25 protein-coding genes are annotated in these 18,240 nt (G+C 66.9%); 15 read left to right on the top strand and 10 right to left on the bottom strand.

Features of this window, described 5'->3' with window-relative positions:
• Positions 1–49 precede the first annotated feature (49 nt).
• From Hhyl6_RS11455 to Hhyl6_RS11445, 3 genes are all read left to right on the top strand, one after another.
• The gene (locus tag Hhyl6_RS11455) at positions 50–703 is read left to right on the top strand and encodes a helix-turn-helix domain-containing protein (RefSeq protein ID WP_483739322.1); all 654 of its coding nucleotides are present in this window, start codon (positions 50–52) and stop codon (positions 701–703) included.
• 90 nt (positions 704–793) lie between these two features.
• Complete coding sequence (locus Hhyl6_RS11450; protein ID WP_483739321.1) at positions 794–1,933, top strand: aromatic ring-hydroxylating oxygenase subunit alpha; 1,140 nt, start codon at positions 794–796, stop codon at positions 1,931–1,933.
• Positions 1,934–1,939: 6 nt separating this feature from the next.
• Positions 1,940–2,302 carry a hypothetical protein gene (locus Hhyl6_RS11445; RefSeq protein WP_483739320.1) on the top strand — a complete coding sequence of 121 codons (363 nt, stop codon included), beginning with the start codon at positions 1,940–1,942 and terminating at the stop codon, positions 2,300–2,302.
• 376 nt (positions 2,303–2,678) lie between these two features.
• Here the strand turns inward: Hhyl6_RS11445 and sufU are convergent, their stop codons facing one another.
• The 4 genes from sufU to Hhyl6_RS11425 all read right to left on the bottom strand — a co-directional run bounded on the left by sufU (position 2,679) and on the right by Hhyl6_RS11425 (position 6,634).
• Entirely contained in the window at positions 2,679–3,107 is a 429-nt protein-coding gene (gene sufU / locus Hhyl6_RS11440; protein WP_483739319.1) for a Fe-S cluster assembly sulfur transfer protein SufU, read from the bottom strand.
• Positions 3,108–3,178: 71 nt separating this feature from the next.
• Complete coding sequence (locus Hhyl6_RS11435; protein ID WP_483739318.1) at positions 3,179–4,183, bottom strand: aldo/keto reductase; 1,005 nt, start codon at positions 4,181–4,183, stop codon at positions 3,179–3,181.
• A gap of 107 nt (positions 4,184–4,290) precedes the next feature.
• Positions 4,291–5,205, bottom strand: a complete 915-nt coding sequence (locus Hhyl6_RS11430) for a CheF family chemotaxis protein (RefSeq protein WP_483739317.1) — start codon at positions 5,203–5,205, stop codon at positions 4,291–4,293.
• Between the two features lie 181 nt (positions 5,206–5,386).
• A complete protein-coding gene (locus tag Hhyl6_RS11425; RefSeq protein ID WP_483739316.1) occupies positions 5,387–6,634 on the bottom strand; it encodes an aminotransferase class V-fold PLP-dependent enzyme in 1,248 nt (415 codons plus the stop codon).
• 135 nt (positions 6,635–6,769) lie between these two features.
• On the opposite strand from Hhyl6_RS11425, the gene Hhyl6_RS11420 reads away from it, so the two are divergent.
• Positions 6,770–7,279, top strand: coding sequence for a carbohydrate-binding protein (locus tag Hhyl6_RS11420; RefSeq protein WP_483739315.1), 510 nt, complete (start codon positions 6,770–6,772; stop codon positions 7,277–7,279).
• A 2-nt stretch (positions 7,280–7,281) separates the two neighbouring features.
• Here the strand turns inward: Hhyl6_RS11420 and Hhyl6_RS11415 are convergent, their stop codons facing one another.
• From Hhyl6_RS11415 to Hhyl6_RS11405, 3 genes are read right to left on the bottom strand one after another with little or no spacing between them, the layout of a single operon-like run.
• Positions 7,282–7,572, bottom strand: coding sequence for a DUF424 domain-containing protein (locus Hhyl6_RS11415; protein WP_483739314.1), 291 nt, complete (start codon positions 7,570–7,572; stop codon positions 7,282–7,284).
• Entirely contained in the window at positions 7,569–8,300 is a 732-nt protein-coding gene (locus Hhyl6_RS11410) for a tetratricopeptide repeat protein (protein ID WP_483739313.1), read from the bottom strand. Before Hhyl6_RS11410 ends, Hhyl6_RS11415 begins: the two co-directional genes overlap by 4 nt.
• Before the next feature lie 32 nt (positions 8,301–8,332).
• Positions 8,333–8,557, bottom strand: coding sequence for a hypothetical protein (locus Hhyl6_RS11405; RefSeq protein ID WP_483739312.1), 225 nt, complete (start codon positions 8,555–8,557; stop codon positions 8,333–8,335).
• Between the two features lie 81 nt (positions 8,558–8,638).
• Here Hhyl6_RS11405 and thpR point away from each other — a divergent pair, with 81 nt between their 5' ends.
• Together thpR and Hhyl6_RS11395 are read left to right on the top strand one after the other, a co-directional pair.
• Entirely contained in the window at positions 8,639–9,202 is a 564-nt protein-coding gene (gene thpR / locus Hhyl6_RS11400) for an RNA 2',3'-cyclic phosphodiesterase (protein WP_483739311.1), read from the top strand.
• A gap of 82 nt (positions 9,203–9,284) precedes the next feature.
• On the top strand, positions 9,285–10,097 hold the full coding sequence (locus Hhyl6_RS11395) for a ZIP family metal transporter (protein ID WP_483739310.1): 813 nt from the start codon (positions 9,285–9,287) through the stop codon (positions 10,095–10,097).
• On the opposite strand, the gene Hhyl6_RS11390 is transcribed toward Hhyl6_RS11395, so the two are convergent.
• Complete coding sequence (locus Hhyl6_RS11390) at positions 10,094–10,609, bottom strand: hypothetical protein (RefSeq protein WP_483739309.1); 516 nt, start codon at positions 10,607–10,609, stop codon at positions 10,094–10,096. The genes Hhyl6_RS11395 and Hhyl6_RS11390 overlap by 4 nt on opposite strands.
• 144 nt (positions 10,610–10,753) lie before the next feature.
• Between Hhyl6_RS11390 and Hhyl6_RS11385 the strand changes: the two genes are divergently transcribed.
• The 3 genes from Hhyl6_RS11385 to Hhyl6_RS11375 are packed head-to-tail and all read left to right on the top strand — an operon-like array spanning position 10,754 to position 11,852.
• Positions 10,754–10,906 (top strand): 50S ribosomal protein L39e, encoded by a 153-nt coding sequence (locus Hhyl6_RS11385; protein WP_166966678.1) that lies wholly within the window; start codon positions 10,754–10,756, stop codon positions 10,904–10,906.
• A complete protein-coding gene (locus tag Hhyl6_RS11380; protein WP_483739308.1) occupies positions 10,906–11,184 on the top strand; it encodes a 50S ribosomal protein L31e in 279 nt (92 codons plus the stop codon). Before Hhyl6_RS11385 ends, Hhyl6_RS11380 begins: the two co-directional genes overlap by 1 nt.
• A gap of 2 nt (positions 11,185–11,186) precedes the next feature.
• A complete protein-coding gene (locus Hhyl6_RS11375; protein WP_483739307.1) occupies positions 11,187–11,852 on the top strand; it encodes a translation initiation factor IF-6 in 666 nt (221 codons plus the stop codon).
• Positions 11,853–11,900: 48 nt separating this feature from the next.
• Here the strand turns inward: Hhyl6_RS11375 and Hhyl6_RS11370 are convergent, their stop codons facing one another.
• Positions 11,901–12,065 (bottom strand): hypothetical protein, encoded by a 165-nt coding sequence (locus Hhyl6_RS11370; protein WP_483739306.1) that lies wholly within the window; start codon positions 12,063–12,065, stop codon positions 11,901–11,903.
• A 91-nt stretch (positions 12,066–12,156) separates the two neighbouring features.
• On the opposite strand from Hhyl6_RS11370, the gene Hhyl6_RS11365 reads away from it, so the two are divergent.
• The gene (locus Hhyl6_RS11365) at positions 12,157–12,291 is read left to right on the top strand and encodes a hypothetical protein (RefSeq protein ID WP_483739305.1); all 135 of its coding nucleotides are present in this window, start codon (positions 12,157–12,159) and stop codon (positions 12,289–12,291) included.
• A gap of 21 nt (positions 12,292–12,312) precedes the next feature.
• Here Hhyl6_RS11365 and Hhyl6_RS11360 read toward each other — a convergent pair whose 3' ends face one another.
• Entirely contained in the window at positions 12,313–12,669 is a 357-nt protein-coding gene (locus tag Hhyl6_RS11360; RefSeq protein ID WP_483739304.1) for a DUF5658 family protein, read from the bottom strand.
• Between the two features lie 138 nt (positions 12,670–12,807).
• Here Hhyl6_RS11360 and rpl18a point away from each other — a divergent pair, with 138 nt between their 5' ends.
• The 5 genes from rpl18a to Hhyl6_RS11335 all read left to right on the top strand — a co-directional run bounded on the left by rpl18a (position 12,808) and on the right by Hhyl6_RS11335 (position 18,226).
• On the top strand, positions 12,808–12,981 hold the full coding sequence (gene rpl18a / locus Hhyl6_RS11355; protein ID WP_483739303.1) for a 50S ribosomal protein L18Ae: 174 nt from the start codon (positions 12,808–12,810) through the stop codon (positions 12,979–12,981).
• On the top strand, positions 12,978–13,445 hold the full coding sequence (pfdA, locus tag Hhyl6_RS11350; protein WP_483739302.1) for a prefoldin subunit alpha: 468 nt from the start codon (positions 12,978–12,980) through the stop codon (positions 13,443–13,445). Before rpl18a ends, pfdA begins: the two co-directional genes overlap by 4 nt.
• A gap of 7 nt (positions 13,446–13,452) precedes the next feature.
• Positions 13,453–14,688, top strand: a complete 1,236-nt coding sequence (gene ftsY / locus Hhyl6_RS11345; protein ID WP_483739301.1) for a signal recognition particle-docking protein FtsY — start codon at positions 13,453–13,455, stop codon at positions 14,686–14,688.
• Positions 14,689–14,910: 222 nt separating this feature from the next.
• Entirely contained in the window at positions 14,911–16,647 is a 1,737-nt protein-coding gene (locus Hhyl6_RS11340) for a nitrite/sulfite reductase (protein ID WP_483739300.1), read from the top strand.
• Positions 16,640–18,226 carry a Coenzyme F420 hydrogenase/dehydrogenase, beta subunit C-terminal domain gene (locus Hhyl6_RS11335; protein ID WP_483739299.1) on the top strand — a complete coding sequence of 529 codons (1,587 nt, stop codon included), beginning with the start codon at positions 16,640–16,642 and terminating at the stop codon, positions 18,224–18,226. The genes Hhyl6_RS11340 and Hhyl6_RS11335 overlap by 8 nt, the downstream gene beginning before the upstream one ends.
• The last annotated feature ends 14 nt before the right edge of the window (positions 18,227–18,240 follow it).

Below are 18,240 nucleotides of genomic sequence, written 5' to 3'. Positions count from 1 at the left end.
GCCACCGTCTCCCTCTCGAAATGGACGGACTGTCTGAGCTAACCGTGCTATGTGTCTGATTGCTGTCATCAGGGTCGAACACGACAAACTGACGCTGGCACCGACCGTTCGGCGGGTGCCGTCGGTCGACGTACGCGTCGTGACGAACTCGATGACCGACCCGGAGACGGAGATGTTCTTCTTCCTCGTCCGGAGCGAAGCGGGCGAGTTCGAGCACTTCGAATCGATGGTCGAACGGGACGACACCGTCGGGGAACCGACGGTCGTCACCGAGTCCGACACCGCTCGGCTGTACCGGTTCAGACACCTCTCGGACACGGAACTGCTCTCTCCGAAGGTCACGGAACTCGGCGGACTGGTGCTGGAGGCCCGGACGGTCGGTGCGGGGTGGCGGCTTCGCCTGCAACTCCCCGACCGGCGGGCCATCGCCGAACTCTGGGAGTACTGCCGAGCGGAGGGGATAGCGTTCGACCTCCGCCGGATATTCGAGCAACACGAGCTAGGGGCCGACGCCGCGACGGCAGTCAGCGAGCCACAACGTGTGGCGCTCACCGAGGCGTACCGACAGGGCTACTTCGCGGAGCCCCGGGAGACGACCCAAGCCGAACTGGCCGAGCGTCTCGGCGTCTGTCCGACCGCCGTCGGCGGGCGACTCCGGCGGGGGACGCGCCGACTCGTCGAGGACGTCCTCATCGACGAGTAGGCCGCGCCCGCCGGGGACGGCCCGTCCCACTTAAAAGACGTGTCACCTGTGATGAAGCCCCATGCGAGCGTCCGACGTACGTCTGGGTGTATGACGCGCTGGAACACGACACACGACGAGGTAGAGGCCGTCAGCCCAGACATCACCGAGGAGACGAACGCGCTCCCGGCGCGGTACTTCACCGACCCGGCCGTCCACGAGATGGAGAAGGACAAGATATTCGGGGAGTACTGGGTCTACGCCGGCCACGCCAACGCGATACAGGAGCGGGGAGCGTACTTCACCCGGACGGTCGGCGACCGGCAGGTCATCGTCGTCCGCGACGCCGAGGACGAGGTGCGCGCGTTCTTCAACGTCTGTGCGCATCGCGGTTCGAAGATGGTCGAGGACACGCCGATGACCGACCCCGGGAACATGGGACGCATCCGGTGTCCGTACCACATGTGGACCTACGACCTCGACGGCGACCTCACGAGTACGCCCAAGAGCTTCGAGGAGGCGGGGCTCAACCCCGACCTCGAGGACGAGGACGTCTGTGGTCTCGACTCGGAGGCCAACGGTCTCCGCGAGGTGCAGACTGACCGAATCGGGCCGCTCGTCTTCCTCAACTTCGCCGAGGACCCCATGCCGCTGGCCGAACAGGCCGGGACGCTGAAGGACGAACTGGAGGCTCTGCCGCTCGGCGAGTACGAACACGCTGCCCGCTACGTCTCCGAAGTCGAGTGCAACTGGAAGACGTTCGCCGGCAACTACTCCGAGTGCGACCACTGTCACGCCAACCACCAGGACTGGATAACCGGCGTCGAACTGAACGACTCCGAACTAGAAGTGAACGACTACCACTGGATTCTGCACTACACCCACGCCGAGGACGTCGAGGACGAGATGCGAATCCACGAGGAACACGAGGCGAAGTTCTACTACTTCTGGCCGAACTTCACGGTGAACATGTACGGCACCGCCGACGGCTACGGCACGTACGTCATCGACCCCATCGACGAGGGGCGGTTCCAACTCATCGCCGACTACTACTTCCAGTCCGCCGAGATGACCGAGGACGAACGCGAGTTCGTCCGGACGAGTCGCCAACTGCAGGAGGAGGACTTCGAACTCGTCGAACGGCAGTACGAGGGCCTCCAGTCCGGCGCGCTGGCACAGGCCCAACTCGGTCCGAACGAGCACACCGTCCACAAGCTACACCGACTGGCGCAGGAAGCCTACGAGGCCTGAGGAGACATGAGTCGACAGGACTCCGTCCCGTTCATCGCGCGGTGTACGACGGCCGGCGAACGCGTCGAGGCGTCGACGGCCAACGAGGTCGTCGAGTTCTACCGCCGACGGCACCGTCTCACCGGCGCCGACGTCGAGTGGGTGTTCGCGGACCACGAGGCGGTGACGAAGGCCCCGGAGTCGGGGAGCCTCGAAGCCGTTCTCGGAGCCTTAGACGCGTACTTCGAGCGGGGAATCCCGCTCGGTATCATCGCCGCGGCGACGAGCAAACAGGGGTGGACCGTCGGCGAGACGCTCGACGCGCTCCACGAACTCCGGATGGCCGGCGCGCTCTGGGAACCCCGCGACGACCACCTCCGACCGGTCTGACTCGCTGTCGCCGTCCGGGAACTCCACCCACCGCGTCGGGACGAACCGAAGCTATCGGCCATCTCTACCGAGTCAGGGCCGACAACTCCTCTCGACTGCGGTCCCGACGTTCGCCGTCCGACCGTCCAGAACGCGCCCTCGTACAGATTAGCCCGGTCCCTTATCCGCCGGCACGCGCTAGTTTCGACTACGGGATGCTCGCCTCGATCAGACGGAGTAGCGAACGACGGACGACGCCGTTCGGGCCCGACGGACAGCGTGGCGACTGGCTCGAATGCGAACTCTGCGAGGAAGAACACCGGTGTCTCGACCGCTAGGCATCGTCGCCTGCCGGTCCTGTCGGGCGCGGTTCCTGCCGCGGCCGTCGCTGTTGTAATCAGTCGTCGTCTTCAGTCGTCGTCTTGTCGAGGTCTTTCTCGCCGAAATAAATCTCGGCGCCGTCCTGTGCCACCTTCTCGGCGAGGACGGCACACTTGATTCGCATCGGGGAGATGTCGACCCCGAGCATGTCCACGACGTAATCGCGGTCCAGTTCCTCCAGTTCCTCGACGGACATCCCCTGCAGTTTCTCGGTGAGCATCGACGCCGACGCCTGCGAGATGGCACACCCGTCGCCGCGGAAGGCGACGTGCTCGACGGTCTCCTCGTCCTCGCTGAGGACGACGTCCATCCGTATCTCGTCGCCACACATCGGGTTCTCGCCGACGTGCGTGAAGGTGGGGTCCTCGATTTCGCCGGTGTTCCGAGGGTTCTTGTAGTGGTCGAGAATCTGCTGCCGGTACATGTCTGAGCCGCCGATACCCATTGTTGGATTCCGTTACGGTTCTGGCCCGGAAAAGGCTTCCGAGGCTTCGTCCGGCGGCGACTGCGGCCGATTCAGATGTCGTCGTAGGGGCCGGTCTTCGACTCGGCCAGTCGCTCGAACTGAGCGTCGGAGAGGTCCACGGCGGCCGCCGCGAGGTTCTCTTCGAGTTGGTCCACCGTGCGGGCGCCGATGAGCGGCACCGCCACGCTGTCGTGGTGCATGAGCCATGCGAGCGACACCTGCGCCGGGGTGGCACCCTCCTCGTCGGCGACGGCCTGCACCTCGTCGACGACGTGGAAGTTCTCGTCCGTGAGGTAGGACTCCTTCCACTCCTCGCTCCGGCCGGCCGTGGCGTCGGTGTCGCGGTCGTCTCGGTCGTACTTCCCGGTCAGCACGCCCTGCCCCAGCGGACTCCACGGACAGACCCCGAGGCCGTAGTGGTCACACATGTCCAGATAGTCCCCCTCGACCTCGCGGTTCACGAGGTTGTAGCGTGGCTGTGAGACGGTGAACGGCTCCAGTCCCTCGCGCTCGGCGAGTTCGTTGGCCTGTGCGACCCGCCACGCGTTCGGTTCGAACGTCGACGCGCCGAGGTAGTTCACCTTGCCGTCGTCGACGAGGCCGGTGAGCGTCCGCATCAGTTCGCGGGCCGGCGTCTCCTCGTCCCAGCGGTGGATGTACAGCACGTCGAGGTACTCGGTTCCGAGGCGGTCGAGCATCAGGTCGATGTTGCGCCGGATGTGCTTCCGGCCGAGGCCGCGACCGTTCGGGTCGCCCTCGCGGGTCGGCCAGTAAATCTTCGAGGCGAGGACGTACTCCTCGCGGTCCCGGTCTGTGAGCCAGTCGCCTATCCAGTCCTCGCTGTCGCCGCCGCCGTACACGTCGGCGGTGTCGATGAACCGGCCACCGGCCGCCTCGTAGGCGTCGAGCAGTTCGTGGGCGCGCTCCTCCCCGATTTCGAGGGTGCCGTCCTCGGTCTCCCGGCCGAACCGCCACGTCCCGAAGGCGAGTTCGCTGACCGAGAGGCCCGTCTCGCCCAGTCGCACGTAGTCGAGGTCGATGTCGTCGAGTGCCATGCGCCGGGATTCGTGCCTGCGCGGTTTGAATGGTCGGGCGGCGGTACCGTTGGCCGGTGTCTCGCCCGAGGCCCGACTCGCCGTCCGCCGTCCCCACAGTCGGGAGGTCAGTCCGTCTGTCCGGCCGCTCGTTGCTCGGCGCCGTCGGCCGGGTCGGGGGCGGCCCCGCTCTGGCTCACGTACTCGGTGACGAGAATCCAGCCTCGCGAGGTGAGCGCCACCTCCCCGTCGGCGGGCTCTATCAACCTCCGCCGGCGGAGTGCCCGGACCAGCGACGCGGCGGACACCGGCTCGCCGTCGGCCAGCGACTGCGGCCGCATGCGGCCGCGAAGCGAGTAGAGGCGCACGAGCGCCCGGACGCCGACGGGCGGCACGTCGAGGCGACGAACCTCCCGTCTGGTCTCGACGTACCGCCGCTGGAGGTGCCGGCCGAGCAGGTGCTGTACCCGCGGCGGATTGAGCGCGAGGTCCAACGACACCGCCACGCCGTCGCGGACGTACTGGATGTGGATGACCTGCTGTCGGTCGCCCAGCAACTCCTCGGTGGAGCGCCAGAAGTCCACGATGTTCCCCACGTCGAGGTCGAACGGCGCTCTGACCTCGGTGACGCCGACGCGGCCCGGCGCGACGTGGAGCGTCCCGATGTCGTACGTCGCGTCGGTCACGCGCCCGCCGATTTCGGCGGGATGGCGAACGGCCACCTCTTTCCCGTCCAGCAGGCGGCGATACAGCAGGCCGCCGAACGTCGTCAGGGTGTCTTCGTCCGCGCTGACGAACAGCACCTCGCGCCCGCCTTCACGCTCGAATCCGACGGTCAAGACGGTCCCGCTGAATACCGACGCGGCCGCTTGCGGCGGCGGGCCGATTCTGACGTCGAACAGGTTGCCGAGGTCGAGTTCGTCGGCGAACCCCTCGCTCTCGACGCCGAGAGTGTCGGTGCCCAGCGAGAGACGCGTCTCGACGGGCGCGTCGCCGAGCGCGTGACAGAACACCGTCGCCGGGATGTCCACCCTGTTCGACATCTCTCGACAGTCTGTACTTTATCCTACATGATAAATATTCTGAACGTATTCTCACAGACTGAAATGGGACGCGGGGACGGCCGCCACGGTTCGGACTCGGCGCAGTCGTCTAGAGTTCCGTCGAAATCTGTGCCGGGTTTGCCACCCGGGTTCGTCGGCACTACGTGACGCCGTCCGGGCCTTACGCGAACAACTGCCGTGCGTCGTCGATGGCGTCGATTAGCTTGTCGACTTCCTCGCGGGTGTTGTAGACGTAGAAGGAGGCCCGCGCGGAGGCGGCGACGCCGAGTTTGTCGTGCAGTGGCTGGGTACAGTGGTCGCCGGCGCGGATGGCGACGGCGGAGTCGTTCAGGATAGAGGAGAGGTCGTGTGCGTGGACCGAGTCGACGTTGAACGCGACCAGACCGCCGCGTTCCTCGCCGACGGGCGGGCCGTACGTCTCCACGTCGCCCTCCTCGTTCAGGCGCTCCATCGCGTACTGGGCGAGGGCGTCCTCGTGGCGCTTGACGTTCTCCATCCCGATGTCGTCCAGATAGTCACAGGCCTCGGCCAGCGCGATGCCCTGACAGATGGGCGGCGTGCCGGCCTCGTACTTCCAGGGGAGGTCGTTCCACTTCGAGTCCTCGAAGGTGACCTTCTTTATCATCTCGCCGCCGTAGAGGTACGGTTCCATCTCCTCCAGAATGTGTTTCTTCCCGTAGAGGACGCCGATGCCGGTCGGCCCGGCCATCTTGTGCCCGGAGAACGCGAGGAAGTCCGCGTCGATAGCCTCGACGTCGACCGGTCGGTTCGGCACCGACTGAGCGCCGTCGACGAAGATGTAGGCGTCGTGGTCGTGGGCGATGTCCGCGAGTTCGGAGACGGGGTTGACCGTCCCGAGGGTGTTCGAGACGTGGACGACGCTGACCATCGCCGTGTCGTCGCCGATGAGTTCGCGGGCGTGGTCCATGTCCAGCGTGCCGTCCTCCTGTACGCGGATGAAGCGGCAGGTCGCGCCGGTCTTCTTCGCAATCTGCTGCCACGTCACGAGCGAGGCGTGGTGTTCCATCTCCGTCAGCACCACCTCGTCCTCGGGGCCGAGTTCGTTCAGGCCCCACGCGTAGGCGACGAGGTTCTCGCTCTCGGTGGTGTTCTTCGTGAAGACGATTTCTTCGCGCTCCCCGGAGGCGCCGACGAACTCCGCGACGCGGTCGTGGGCGTCCTCGTAGGCGATTGAGGCCTCCTGACTCAACTGGTGGAGGCCGCGGTGGACGTTCGCGTTGGTCGTCCGGTAGTAGTCGGCGATGCACTCGACGACCGGTTCCGGCGTCTGCGTCGTCGCCGCGTTGTCGAGATAGACGACCTGCTCGCCATCGAACTCCCGCTGGAGGATGGGGAAGTCCGCGCGGATACCCTCGACGTCGAGGGCTTCGATATCGGTCTGTCCCATTATCGTGACACACGGGCTGGACGGGCAACTTTCCTTCGGTTCGCCTAAACCTTCGACGAGGGTGGCGTAGTCGCCGTCTACTGTGTGGTTAGTTGCCACAATACAATGCCGACTGTCGGAGAGAGAACGCGCACTATGGGGGACTCAGACGCCGACGAGCGAGGACCGGTAACCCGCGTGGACGCGGAGCGACGCGAACACGGCCACGAGTGGCACGGCCGACGGGACGGCGCTCACGAGCAACCGGAGATGCGCCGACACGAACTGCCGGGCACCGTCCCGGTCGGCGGCTACCGCATCTACCACCACGACGGCCGCTGGCGATACGACGACCGACCGCTGGCGGCGGGAGAGGACCGGGACCTGTTGGTCACCGACGAGTGGTTGACCTACGCCGTCGACGCCCGCGAGGCGGGCCCACACGACCTGACGTTCCGGGTCGCCGCGGCCGACGGGTTCGGCGGCGGCACCGTGGGTATCGCCGTCGACGGGGAGCCGCGGGCACGCGTCACCTTCGACCCGACCGGCGGGTGGGACCGGTGGGGTCAGGTGACGGGGCGGGTGGACCTGTCCCGCGGCCCGCAGACGATTCGAGTGGTGGTCCTCGAAGGCGGGTGGAAACTCGACCGCATCGAGATAGCGTGACTTCAGAGCCAGAGCAACTGCGCGTGACGGGTCCCGTCGACGTCTAGGACGTTCGTCTCGTCGACGAACCCGTGTTCGACGGCGACGTCGACGCTGTCCTCGCCGACGATGTTGGCGACGCTACACCGGGCGAGGCTGTCGACGACCTCGTCCTCGGAGGCGCTGTCGCCGCCGTAGAACTCCTCGTCGACGGTCAGGGAGACCGGCCCGTCCTCGAACGTCTCGCCCATGATGTCTGGGTCACAGACGGAGACGAGCAGTCCCTCGTCGGTTTCGCGCTCGTTGAGTATCATTCCAGCAACTGCTCTTCGGCGTTCTGGCGCATCTCCTCGACTTCGTCGGCCAGTTCCTCGGCCTCCTCGTACTCGCCCAGTTCCTCCAGTCCGCGGGCCTTCTCCTCCAGGACGTCGGCGTTCCGGAAGCCCAGACGGATGGCGTTGTCGAACGCCTCGACGGCGTCCTCGGCGAGGCCGCGTTCCAGCAGGAAGAAGCCGCGGTTGTACCACGCTTCGGCGAACCGCGGGTCGATTTCGACCGCGCGCTCGGCGTGTTCCAGCGCCTGTTCGGAGCGGCCGGACTCCCACAGGGCGTAGGCGAGGTTCGTCTCGGCGGTGGCGGCGTGTTCCGAGTCCTCGTCGTGGTCGAGGGCCTCCTTGTACGCGCCGATGGCGGCGTCCCACTCTTCCAGTTCGGCGTGGGCCGCGCCCTTGTTCGTCCACGCCTCCTGTTCGAGGCGGTCGTCGTCGGTGTACTGCGCGACCCGCTCGAACGTCTCGGCGGCCTGTTCGTGGCGGTTGATGTGCATGTACTCCAACCCGACGTCGAGCAGTTGCTCCGGGTCGATGGCGTCGTTCGAGACGTTCCGCCGGTCGAGCAGGTCCGTGACGACGCGGGAGTCGACGGGGTCGACCTTGTCTGGGTCCACCTCGAACTCCGGGGGTTCGAGGTCGAACCCCTCGTACGGGTCGTCGAACCCTTGCCCCTCGGAGAAGTCGTGCTCCTCGGGCTCTCGGTCTGTCATACCCTCCGATTGACGGTCAGGGCGGTTAAGGGCTACGTCCCGGATTCGTTCCGGCGTGAACCGTCCTCGTCGGGGTCGCTCGACTCGGGGACGAAGACGAGACTCCCGGCCAGATACAGGAGCGCACCGAACGAGATGGCGACGCCGACCGGCGACGCCGTCGACCCGGCGAGGGCGGCGATTACCACTCCGAGCGCCGTGACTACGACGGCGGTACAGCGGCGGACGGTCCGGCGGAGGAGGGCGACGTCGTCCATACCGGTCGGTGTGGGCCCAGCGAGTAAACGGTTCGGTCGCGACCACCCACGACGAAGTGGTCGGCCCGCGTACGGCCGGGCATGGGCAAACGACTGTTCGTCAGCGTCGACCTCGACGGCCTCGAAGACGCCGTCCGCGACGTGCAGGGTCGCTTCGAGGGCGCGTCGGGCCTCCGGGTCACCGACCCCGGACAGGTCCACGTCACGCTGAAGTTCCTCGGCGACACCGACTCCGACCGCGTCGACGACCTCACGGCCGAACTCGAACGGGCGGTCGAAGACAGCGGCGTCGAACCGTTCGAGGCCCGGTTCGGCGGCCTCGGCGTCTTCCCGTCGCTCGACTACATCAGCGTCGTCTGGGTGGGGGTCCGCGAGGGCCACGGCGACGCCGAACTGACGGCGCTCCACGAGGCCATCGAGGACCGCACCGTCGCCATGGGCTTCGACCCCGAAGACCACGACTTCACCCCCCACGCCACCGTCGCTCGGATGGACCACGCCGGCGGGAAGGCGCAGGTCCAGCGTGTCGTCGAGAACGAGGACCCCGACGTGGGCCGGTTGCAGGTCGACGAGGTTCGCCTGACAGAGAGCGTCCTGCGGGAAGACGGGCCGGCGTACAGTACTGTCGAGCCGATTATACTATGACGACGCTCGACGGACTCTAGGCCGACCGAAAAACAATCAGGTTCGTGATAATTGTTATAGGGACGAGTCGCTTAGCTCCGATATGGTCGCCTTCGAGAACGTCGCTTTCGTCTTCGTCGCCGGTCTCCTCACGGCGTTAGCGACGGGCCTCGGCGCGATTCCGTTCTTCCTGGTCGAAGAGTTCTCGGACCGCTGGAACGTGGTCCTGTGGGGACTTGCGTCCGGCATCATGGTCTCCGCGTCGCTGTTCGGCCTCGTCCGCGAGGGCCTCGCCTACGGCGGCGCTCTCCTCCTCGTTCCGGGCGTCCTCGCGGGCGTCCTCCTCGTCGAGGGTGCGGACCGCGTACTGGACGACGTCGACCACAACCCGAAGCAGTTCGAACAGGCGGACTACAAGAAACTCCTGCTCATCCTCGGCATCCTCACCGTCCACAGTTTCCCGGAGGGCGTCGCCGTCGGCGTCTCCTTCGCCGAACTCGGTCTGGAGGGGGTCGCGCCGGGTGAGACGCTCCTCGTCGCGGGGACGGCCGTGCCGCTACTGGCGGTGTTCATGACCGTCGCCATCTCCATCCACAACGTCCCCGAAGGCACCGCCATCGCCATCCCCCTCCGGTCGCTCGGCGTCAGCGAGTGGCGGATGGTCTGGTGGGCCGTCTTCTCTTCGCTCCCGCAACCGCTGGGGGCGGTCGTCGCCTACTACTTCGTCACGCTGGCCAAGCAGTTCCTCCCCTTCGGCTTCGGGTTCGCCGCCGGCGCGATGGTGTACCTCGTCGCCACCGAGTTCGTCCCCGAGGCGCTGGAGTACGGTGAGAACCTGCGCGGCGGCGGACGGTGGGAACTCACCGCCGGCGTCGCTGTCGGCGTACTGGCGATGGTTCCCCTCGCGTTCGTCTAGAACGGCGTCCGCTTCCGGATGACTTTCAGGTCGACGAACGCCGTCAGCGGGTCGTCGTACTCCCCGACTCGCGTCTCCATCCGGTAGTTCGAGTGGTCTACCGCGAAGAAGTACGGACCGGCCATCGTCACCGACTCGCGGTTCCCGCCGTCGGTCGTCGACGCCTCGTAGAGGTCAGAGTTCTCCTTCGGGAGCGCCGTCTGGCTGAACTCCGGGTGGCCCGGCGGCGTCTCTTCGGGGTCACGGCCCTTGATGTAGGCGTCGTAGGCCGCGAACGCCGCCTCGTCGGCGAAGAAGTACACGTCGAACGGCGTCTCCGACCGGACGATGTACTCGATGGCCCCGCCCGACTCCGAGAGGTCGGGTATCGACTCTTTCACCCACGCCGTCCCCGGGCCGACGGTAACGTCCTGCTGGACGCTCACGATGACGTCCCCGCCGCCCCCCAGACAGCCACTCCCGACGGCCGTCAGCCCTGTGCCAAGCGTCTGCAGTACCGACCGGCGCTTCATCGATTGAACCTCGCCGATTTCCCCACTTAGTTCTACGCGCCCGCTTACAAGCCCTGATAACGCCGGTCAGCGAACCGGTCCCGCCACACGGCGCGGCCGGAAAAGGAAGGAATTTAAGTCGTGGCGCGGAACACACGGGACACCATGAGTAAGAAGTCGAAGGCCAAGAAGAAGCGTCTGGCCAAACTCGACAACCAGAACAGCCGCGTGCCGGCTTGGGTCATGCTCAAGACCGACCGAGAGGTCCAGCGCAACCACAAGCGTCGCCACTGGCGGCGGAACGACACTGACGAATAATGAGCGCCGGTGATTTCGAGGAGCGCGTCGTCACGATTCCGCTCCGAGACGTCCGAGCCGAACCGAAGCACAAGCGCGCCGACAAGGCGATGACGCTCGTCCGCGAGCACCTCGCCCAGCACTTCTCCGTCGAGGAGGGGGCCGTCCGCATCGACCCCTCCATCAACGAGACGACGTGGGCCAAGGGCCGGTCGAGTCCGCCGAGTAAGCTTCGCGTGCGCGCCGCCCGATTCGAGGAAGAGGGCGAAGCAGTCGTCGAAGCCGAGACCGCGGAATAACGTTGCTCCGCGCGGCGTTCTCTGGGTCGTCGTACGTCGGTGTCTTCGCCCGTGCGACCGACGACTGTGTGTTGGTCCGCCCCGACGTAGACGAATCGCTGCGGGCGGACCTCGCTGACGAACTCGAAGCCCCGGTCGTCCCGACGACGGTGGGCCACTCGGCCACCGTCGGGGCGCTCGCCACCGGGAACGAGAACGGCCTGCTCGTCTCCTCGCGGGTCCGGGAGGGGGAAATCGAGCGCATCCGAGACGTCGCCGACGTGCCGGTGACAGAACTGCCGGGCCGCATCAACGCGGCCGGCAACGTCGTCTGCTGTAACGACGCGGGCGCGTACGTCCACCCGGACCTCTCCCGGGAGGCCGTGCAGGCGGTGCGGGACGGCCTCGACGTGCCGGTCGAACGCGGCGTCATCGCCGGCGTCAACACGGTCGGCACCGCGGCCGTCGCCAACAACAGCGGCGTCCTCTGTCACCCGAAGGCGACCGACGGCGAACTGGACGCGCTGGAAGACCTGTTGGGCGTCCCCGCCGACATCGGGACCGTCAACTACGGCGGACCGCTGGTCGGGTCGGGCCTCGTCGCCAACGACTACGGCTACGTCTGTGGCTCTGACACCTCCGGCCCGGAACTGGGCCGCATCGACGCGGCGCTGGGCTACATCGACTGAGGCCGCTTTCTCCCGCCGTTCTCGACGGTCGCCGCCGTTCGTCCGCCGTCAGGACGGATGCTGGTGGCTGAGGCGCTCGGCGACGACGCCGGGTACCGGCGTCCCACAGTCGTCACACGACCACGTCCGGGCGGTTCCACCCCGTTCCCGCCGCAGGTCCTGTCTGTACCGCAGGGTCGCGCCGCAGACGCACCGGTAGGTCGTTCCACCCATATCGACCGGTAGGACCTCCACCGGCGTAAATATCGTCGCCGAACGCGGGACATAGTCAAACGTTAACACGAACGCGCCCGTACTGGCAGACATGGTTCGCAGAGAGCCAACGGTGGAACCGGTGAACCGCCTCGTCTGCCGTCGGTGCGAGTACGAGACCGACGTTCTCAGACCGTCCTGTCCGGAGTGCGGTGGGGACATGATTTACGCCGCAAGCGCCGAGTGAGGTTCGCCGAGGGCGACGCCCTCACAGCGACGCCAGCGTCGCCGCGTTCAGCGCGACGACCACCAGCGAGACGAGTGCGAACGCCGCGAGGACGGCCGTCGCCCGTCGGTCGTCGAGAGCGGCCCAGAGGACCACAACGACCACGAGTGCGCTGAACTTCAGCAGGCCGATACCGGGGGTGCCGTACGTCTGGATGAACGCCCGGGCGACGGCGTTGCCCTCCGTGAGACCCCGTTCGAGGCCGACCATGGTGGTCACGATGTCGAACAGCGACGCGAGGACGACCACGGTCCACAGCACCGCGTGGGACTCCGAGAGCTGTCGCTCAACGGGCAATCGCCCCGCTCCGGTAGCCGCCGACGAACGGTCTCCTCCCATCGGGTACGTCGTAGGTACGGGCAGGAGATAAATCCCGCCCGGTCTGGGCCGCACCGGTGGGTCCGCGACTCGCGGTCCGGGGGCCCGCGCCGAATCTTAAAGGGAAGATACTTCCCTCTCCTGCCCGCATCGACTGGTATGAGCACGTACACTGTCCGCGGTAGCTTCCCGGCCCGCGACGGGCCGCAGGAGTTCGAGACGGAGGTCGAGGCACCCAACGAGAGCGTCGCCGAGGAGCGCATCTTCAGCAACCTCGGGTCCCAGCACAACCTCAAGCGCACCCAGATCACCATCGACGAGGTGGCAGCATGATGGGTGGCGGTGGCGGCGGCGGCGGTCAGATGCAGCAAATCTCCCAGGAAATCGAGCAGATGGACCAGGAGATAGAGGCCATCGAGCAGGAAATCGAGAGCCTCCGCCAGGAGAAGACCGAGGCCGACGAGGCCATCGAGGCCATCCAGACGCTCGAATCCGGGTCCACGGTGCAGGTCCCGGTGGGCGGCGACGCCTACATCCGCGCGACCGTCGACGACATCGACGAGGTCGTCGTCTCGCTGGGCGGCGGCTACGCCGCAGAGCGCGACCAGGAGGGTGCCGTCAGATCGCTGGAGACGAAGAAGGAGACGCTGGACGACCGCATCGAGGACCTCCAGTCCGAAATCGCCGAAGTCGAGACCGAGAAGGAGGAACTCGAACAGCAGGCCCAGCAGATGCAACAACAGCAGATGCAGCAGATGATGCAACAGCAGCAGGAAGAGCAGAGCGACGACGAGTAAGGCCGCCATGTTCGACGGACTGAAGGACAAACTCAGCGGCTTCACCAGCGACGTCGAGGAGGACGTCGACGAGGAGGCCGTCGAGGAGGAACCCGAGGGTGGCGAACCCGAGTCGGAGAGCGCCGAGGCCGTCGAGGAGCCGTCGGTCGACGCCGACGCCGAGGCGCACACCCCCGAGGGCGGTCCCGGCGAGGAGACGGTCGAACCGACAGCCGACGCGGCCGCGTCACCGGAGACGACGGCCGACGTCGACACCGCCGCCGCGGAACCGCCGGGACAGGTCGAGGACTCCGACGACGAACCGGCCCCGGAAGGCGGAGACGGCGACGAGACGGCCGACGACGGCGACGAGGGCGGTCGTAGTCTCACCGAGCGAGCCAAGCTAATGGCTACGGGGAAGACGGTCATCGAGGAGGAGGACCTCCAGAAACACCTCGACGACCTCGAACTCGCCCTGCTGTCGAGCGACGTGGAGATGAACGTCGCCAACGAGATTCTGGCCGGCGTCGAGGAGAACCTCACCGGTCAGACCCGCCGCCGCCTCTCCAGTACGGGCAACCTCGTCCGGGACGCGCTTCGAGAGGCGCTGTACGACGTCATCAGCGTCGGCCAGTTCGACTTCGACGAGCGCGTCCAGCAGGCGGACAGTCCGGTCGTCATCGTCTTCACCGGCGTCAACGGCGTCGGGAAGACGACGACCATCGCCAAGATGGCGAAGTACTTCGAGGACCGCGGCATGTCGACGGTGCTGGCCAACGGCGACACCTACCGCGCCGGCGCGAACGAGCAACTCCAGAAGCATGCCGAGAACCTCGGGAAGAAGATAATCACACACGAGCAGGGCTCGGACCCGACGGCCGTCGTCTACGACGCCGTCGAGTACGCGAAGGCCAACGACGTGGACGTGGTACTGGGCGACACCGCCGGTCGCCTCCACACCTCGGACGACCTGATGGCCCAACTGGAGAAGATAGACCGGAACATCGACCCGGACATGACCATCTTCGTCGACGAGGCCGTCGCCGGGCAGGACGCGGTCAACCGCGCCCGCGAGTTCGACGACGCCGCCGAGATAGACGGCGCAGTCCTGACGAAAGCCGACGCCGACCCGCAGGGCGGCGCGGCCATCTCCGTGGCCCACGTCACGGGGAAACCCATCCTGTTCCTCGGGACCGGGCAGGGCTACGACGACCTCGAACCGTTCGACCCGGAAGAAATCGTCGACAGCCTGTTCGACGAGTAACGGGCACGGCTTCCCGGCATTATTCTCCCCTACTGCCGACGCTGAGCGCTCGGTAACGGTCTGGGTATGGGACCAAGTGACAGACGGAAGCGGAACCCCGGCCAGCCAATTTCCGGCAACATTGTCCGCGTCGGGCGAGGTGGGGCCGTATTCGCCGCCACGGGCGCGTTGATTGCCCGTGGTGTCGTGTGGCACAGTACGACCCCACGAGGTGGCTATCCCATGAACACAGTCGAACGCTGGAAACAGGAGAAACACCCGCTCGACGTCGTCGAGGACGTCAAACGCTACGCCGACGCGGAGATGACCTTCGAAGAGATAGCGGCCGCGGCCGGCGACGGTGAGTGGGAACGGCTGAAGTGGGCGGGACTGTACGCCCACGGCCGGCAGGACGGGTACTTCATGTTGCGGACGAAGGTGCCCGGCGGCCGCCTGACGCCCGAACAGGCCCGCGTCGTCGGCGAGGTGGCCGACGAGTTCGCCACCGCACCGGCCGAGTACGGCGGTGACGAGCAGAACCCCGTCTGGGGCGACGCCTTCCTCGACGTCACGACCCGTCAGGACGTCCAGATGCACTGGATAGAAGTCGAGGACATCCCCGAGATATGGGCCCGCTACGACGAGGTGGGCCTGACGACGATTCAGGGGTGTGGTGACTCCGCGCGCAACGTCCTCGGGTGTCCGGCGGCCGGCCTGCACGACGGCGAGTGCTTCGACGCCCAACCCGTCGTCGACGCCGTCTCCGACTACTTCACCGAGAACCGCGAGTACGCCAACCTCCCGCGGAAGTTCAAGATGACCATCACCGGGTGTCGGGCCGACTGCGCCCAGTCCCAGATAAACGACGTGGGCCTGACGCCCGCGGAACGCGAGGTGGACGGTGCGCCGCAGTACGGCTTCCACGTTCGCGTCGGCGGCGGCCTCTCGGACGGCCCACGGATGGCCTCGAGCCTCGACGTGTTCGTCCCACCCGAGGACGCCGTGGAGTTCTGCCGGGCCGTCGCACAGACGTTCAAGGAACTGGGTGACCGGCACAACCGCGGGGTCTGCCGGATGCGCTACCTCGTCGAGCAGATGGGCCCCGAGACGTTCGAGGAAGCCGTCCGGGACCGCTGTACCGTCGCCCTGCCCACTCGCGGGACCGACCTCACGGAGGGGTATCGTGGCGACCACGTGGGCGTCCACGACCAGCGCGAAGACGGCCTGAAGTACGTCGGCTTCAACGTCGTCGCCGGGCGGATGGGCGGCGACGAGTTCGCTGCGGCGGCCGACGCCGCCGAGGTGTACGGGACCGACGAGGCGTCCATACGGCTCGCGACCGACCAGAACTTCCTCGTCACCCACGTTCCCGAGGCGAACCTCGGCGACCTTCTGAACGAACCGTTCGCGCGCAACTACCGCCCCGACCCCGGCCCGTTCTCCCGCGGGGCCGTGGGCTGTACCGGGTCGGAGTTCTGCAACTACGGCATCATCGAGACGAAACAGCGGGTCCGCCGGTGGGCGAAGGCCCTCGACAGGCGTGTCGACGTCCCCGACGACGTCGACGTGGTCCGGATGCACATGTCCGGGTGTTCGGCCTCCTGCGCTCAGCCACAGATAGCCGATATCGGCTTCCGCGGCGAGACGGTACAGATAGCCGACCCCGAGCGGACCACCAACGAGGAAGGCGACGCCATCGTGGAGGGGATGGACTTCGGCCTCGGCGGCAGTCTCGGCTCCGACAACGAGTTCCTCGATTGGGTCGAACACGCCGTCCCCGCCGACGCCGTGATTCCGGCGCTCGAAGAACTGTTCGAGCGGTACGCCGCCGAGCGCGAGGACGGCGAGCGCTTCTACGCGTGGTGTCGCCGTATCGACAACGACCGTCTGCGGTCGATTATGCGACGGGCCGACGCCAACGTCGCCGGCGGCGTAGCCCGCGACGACGGCGCACGCGAGGAGGTGGCCGACGATGACTGAGCGCGAGCGAGACGACGTACAGGTCGCCCCCGCCGACGCCGCCCCGGAACTCGTAGAGCCGTCTCGTCCCCGCGCGGAGGGTGACGACGACGACCGCCGCCTCGTCACCGACGGCGGCCGCGACACCGGGCCGTTGCCGGGCGTTCCGTCGACAGATTCGAACGACACCGGGTGTGGGTGCGGCGACTCGTGTGGCTGTGGCGGCCACGACGAGACCGTCCGACCGGACGGCGGTGCGGCGGCCAGCAACGTCGACGAGCAGGGCAAACTCGAGCCCGTCGAGTTCACGCCGCCCGCCGAGGGCGTCAGTCAGGACGTCGAGAGCGGGCAACCGGACGAGCGCGTGAACGTCCCCGACGGCGCGGACCTCGATACCCCGGGGTACGGCATCCGCGCCGAGATGAGCGACGTCAGCGAACCCGACGGGAAGACGTGGTTCATGGAGCTCGACGAGGCAGTTATCCAGGCCGACCGCTGCATCCAGTGTGGCACCTGTGTCGCCGCCTGCCCGAGCGACTCCATCGGCGTCGGCGAGGACGACCTGCCGAAACTGGTCAAGATGTGCACCGGGTGTTCGCTGTGCTGGGACGTGTGCCCGCGCGGCGGCCTGCGCTACGAGCGACAGTGGAAGATTACCGGCGGCGAGGACAACGTGAAAGGTGCGGGCGACCCCATCACTGAGTTCTCGGCGAAGGTCGAGGAGGACTGGCGCGAGAACGCTCAAGACGGCGGCCTCGTCACGTCGATTCTCTGTCACCTGTTGGAGGCAGGCGAGATAGACGGTGCGCTCGTCGCCACCGAGAGCGACGAGGAGACGTGGAAGGCCGAGTCGTTCCTCGCGACGACGCCCGAGGAGTGCATCGAGAACGCCGGAAGCTTCTACAACCAGACGCTGGCGCTGGGCAATCTGGACCTCTCGCGGTGGGCACACAAACTCGACGTCCCGCTCTCGGAGGCGTCGCTCGCCCTCGTCGGCACGCCCTGTGAAATCGAGGGCATCCGCGCCCTGCAGGACTTCGAGTGGGACTACGCGGCCCAAGAGGACGGCGTCCGCGCCGTCGACTACACCATCGCCCTGATGTGTACGAAGAACTTCAACTACTACTCGCTCGTCGGCGAGCAACTGGCCGAGAAGCGGGACGTCCAGCCCGAGGACATCGGCAAACTCGACGTCCTCGACGGCGAGATGCGGGTGTACGACCACGACGGCGACCCCATCCTCGTCGAGGACGTCGAGGCGTTCCACGACGCCGCGCTCAAGGGCTGTGACGAGTGTGCCGACTTCACGGGCTACTGCGCGGACCTCACCGTCGGGTCCGTCGGGTCCAGCGACGAGTACTCCTCGGTCATCGTCCGGACCGAACAGGGCCTCCGAGCGTGGGAACTGACCGAACCGGACCTCGACTACCACGATTTGGAGGACCGGAGCGCCATCGGCGGCCTCCAGAACTGGGACAAGAAGAAGGCCTTCGAGTCGCTGGAGCGGCCGTTCGACCCCGACGCGCCGCGGTTCATCGACTACGCGGACCACGCCGAGCAGTACGGCACCGAACTGCACCCCCACGAGGCCGACCACTGACGCTACCGTTCGGG

This window comes from Haloarcula sp. H-hyl6 (assembly GCF_056934455.1).
The sequence above is the reverse complement of the archived record's forward strand: the minus strand, read 5'-3'. Positions and strand labels throughout refer to the sequence as shown.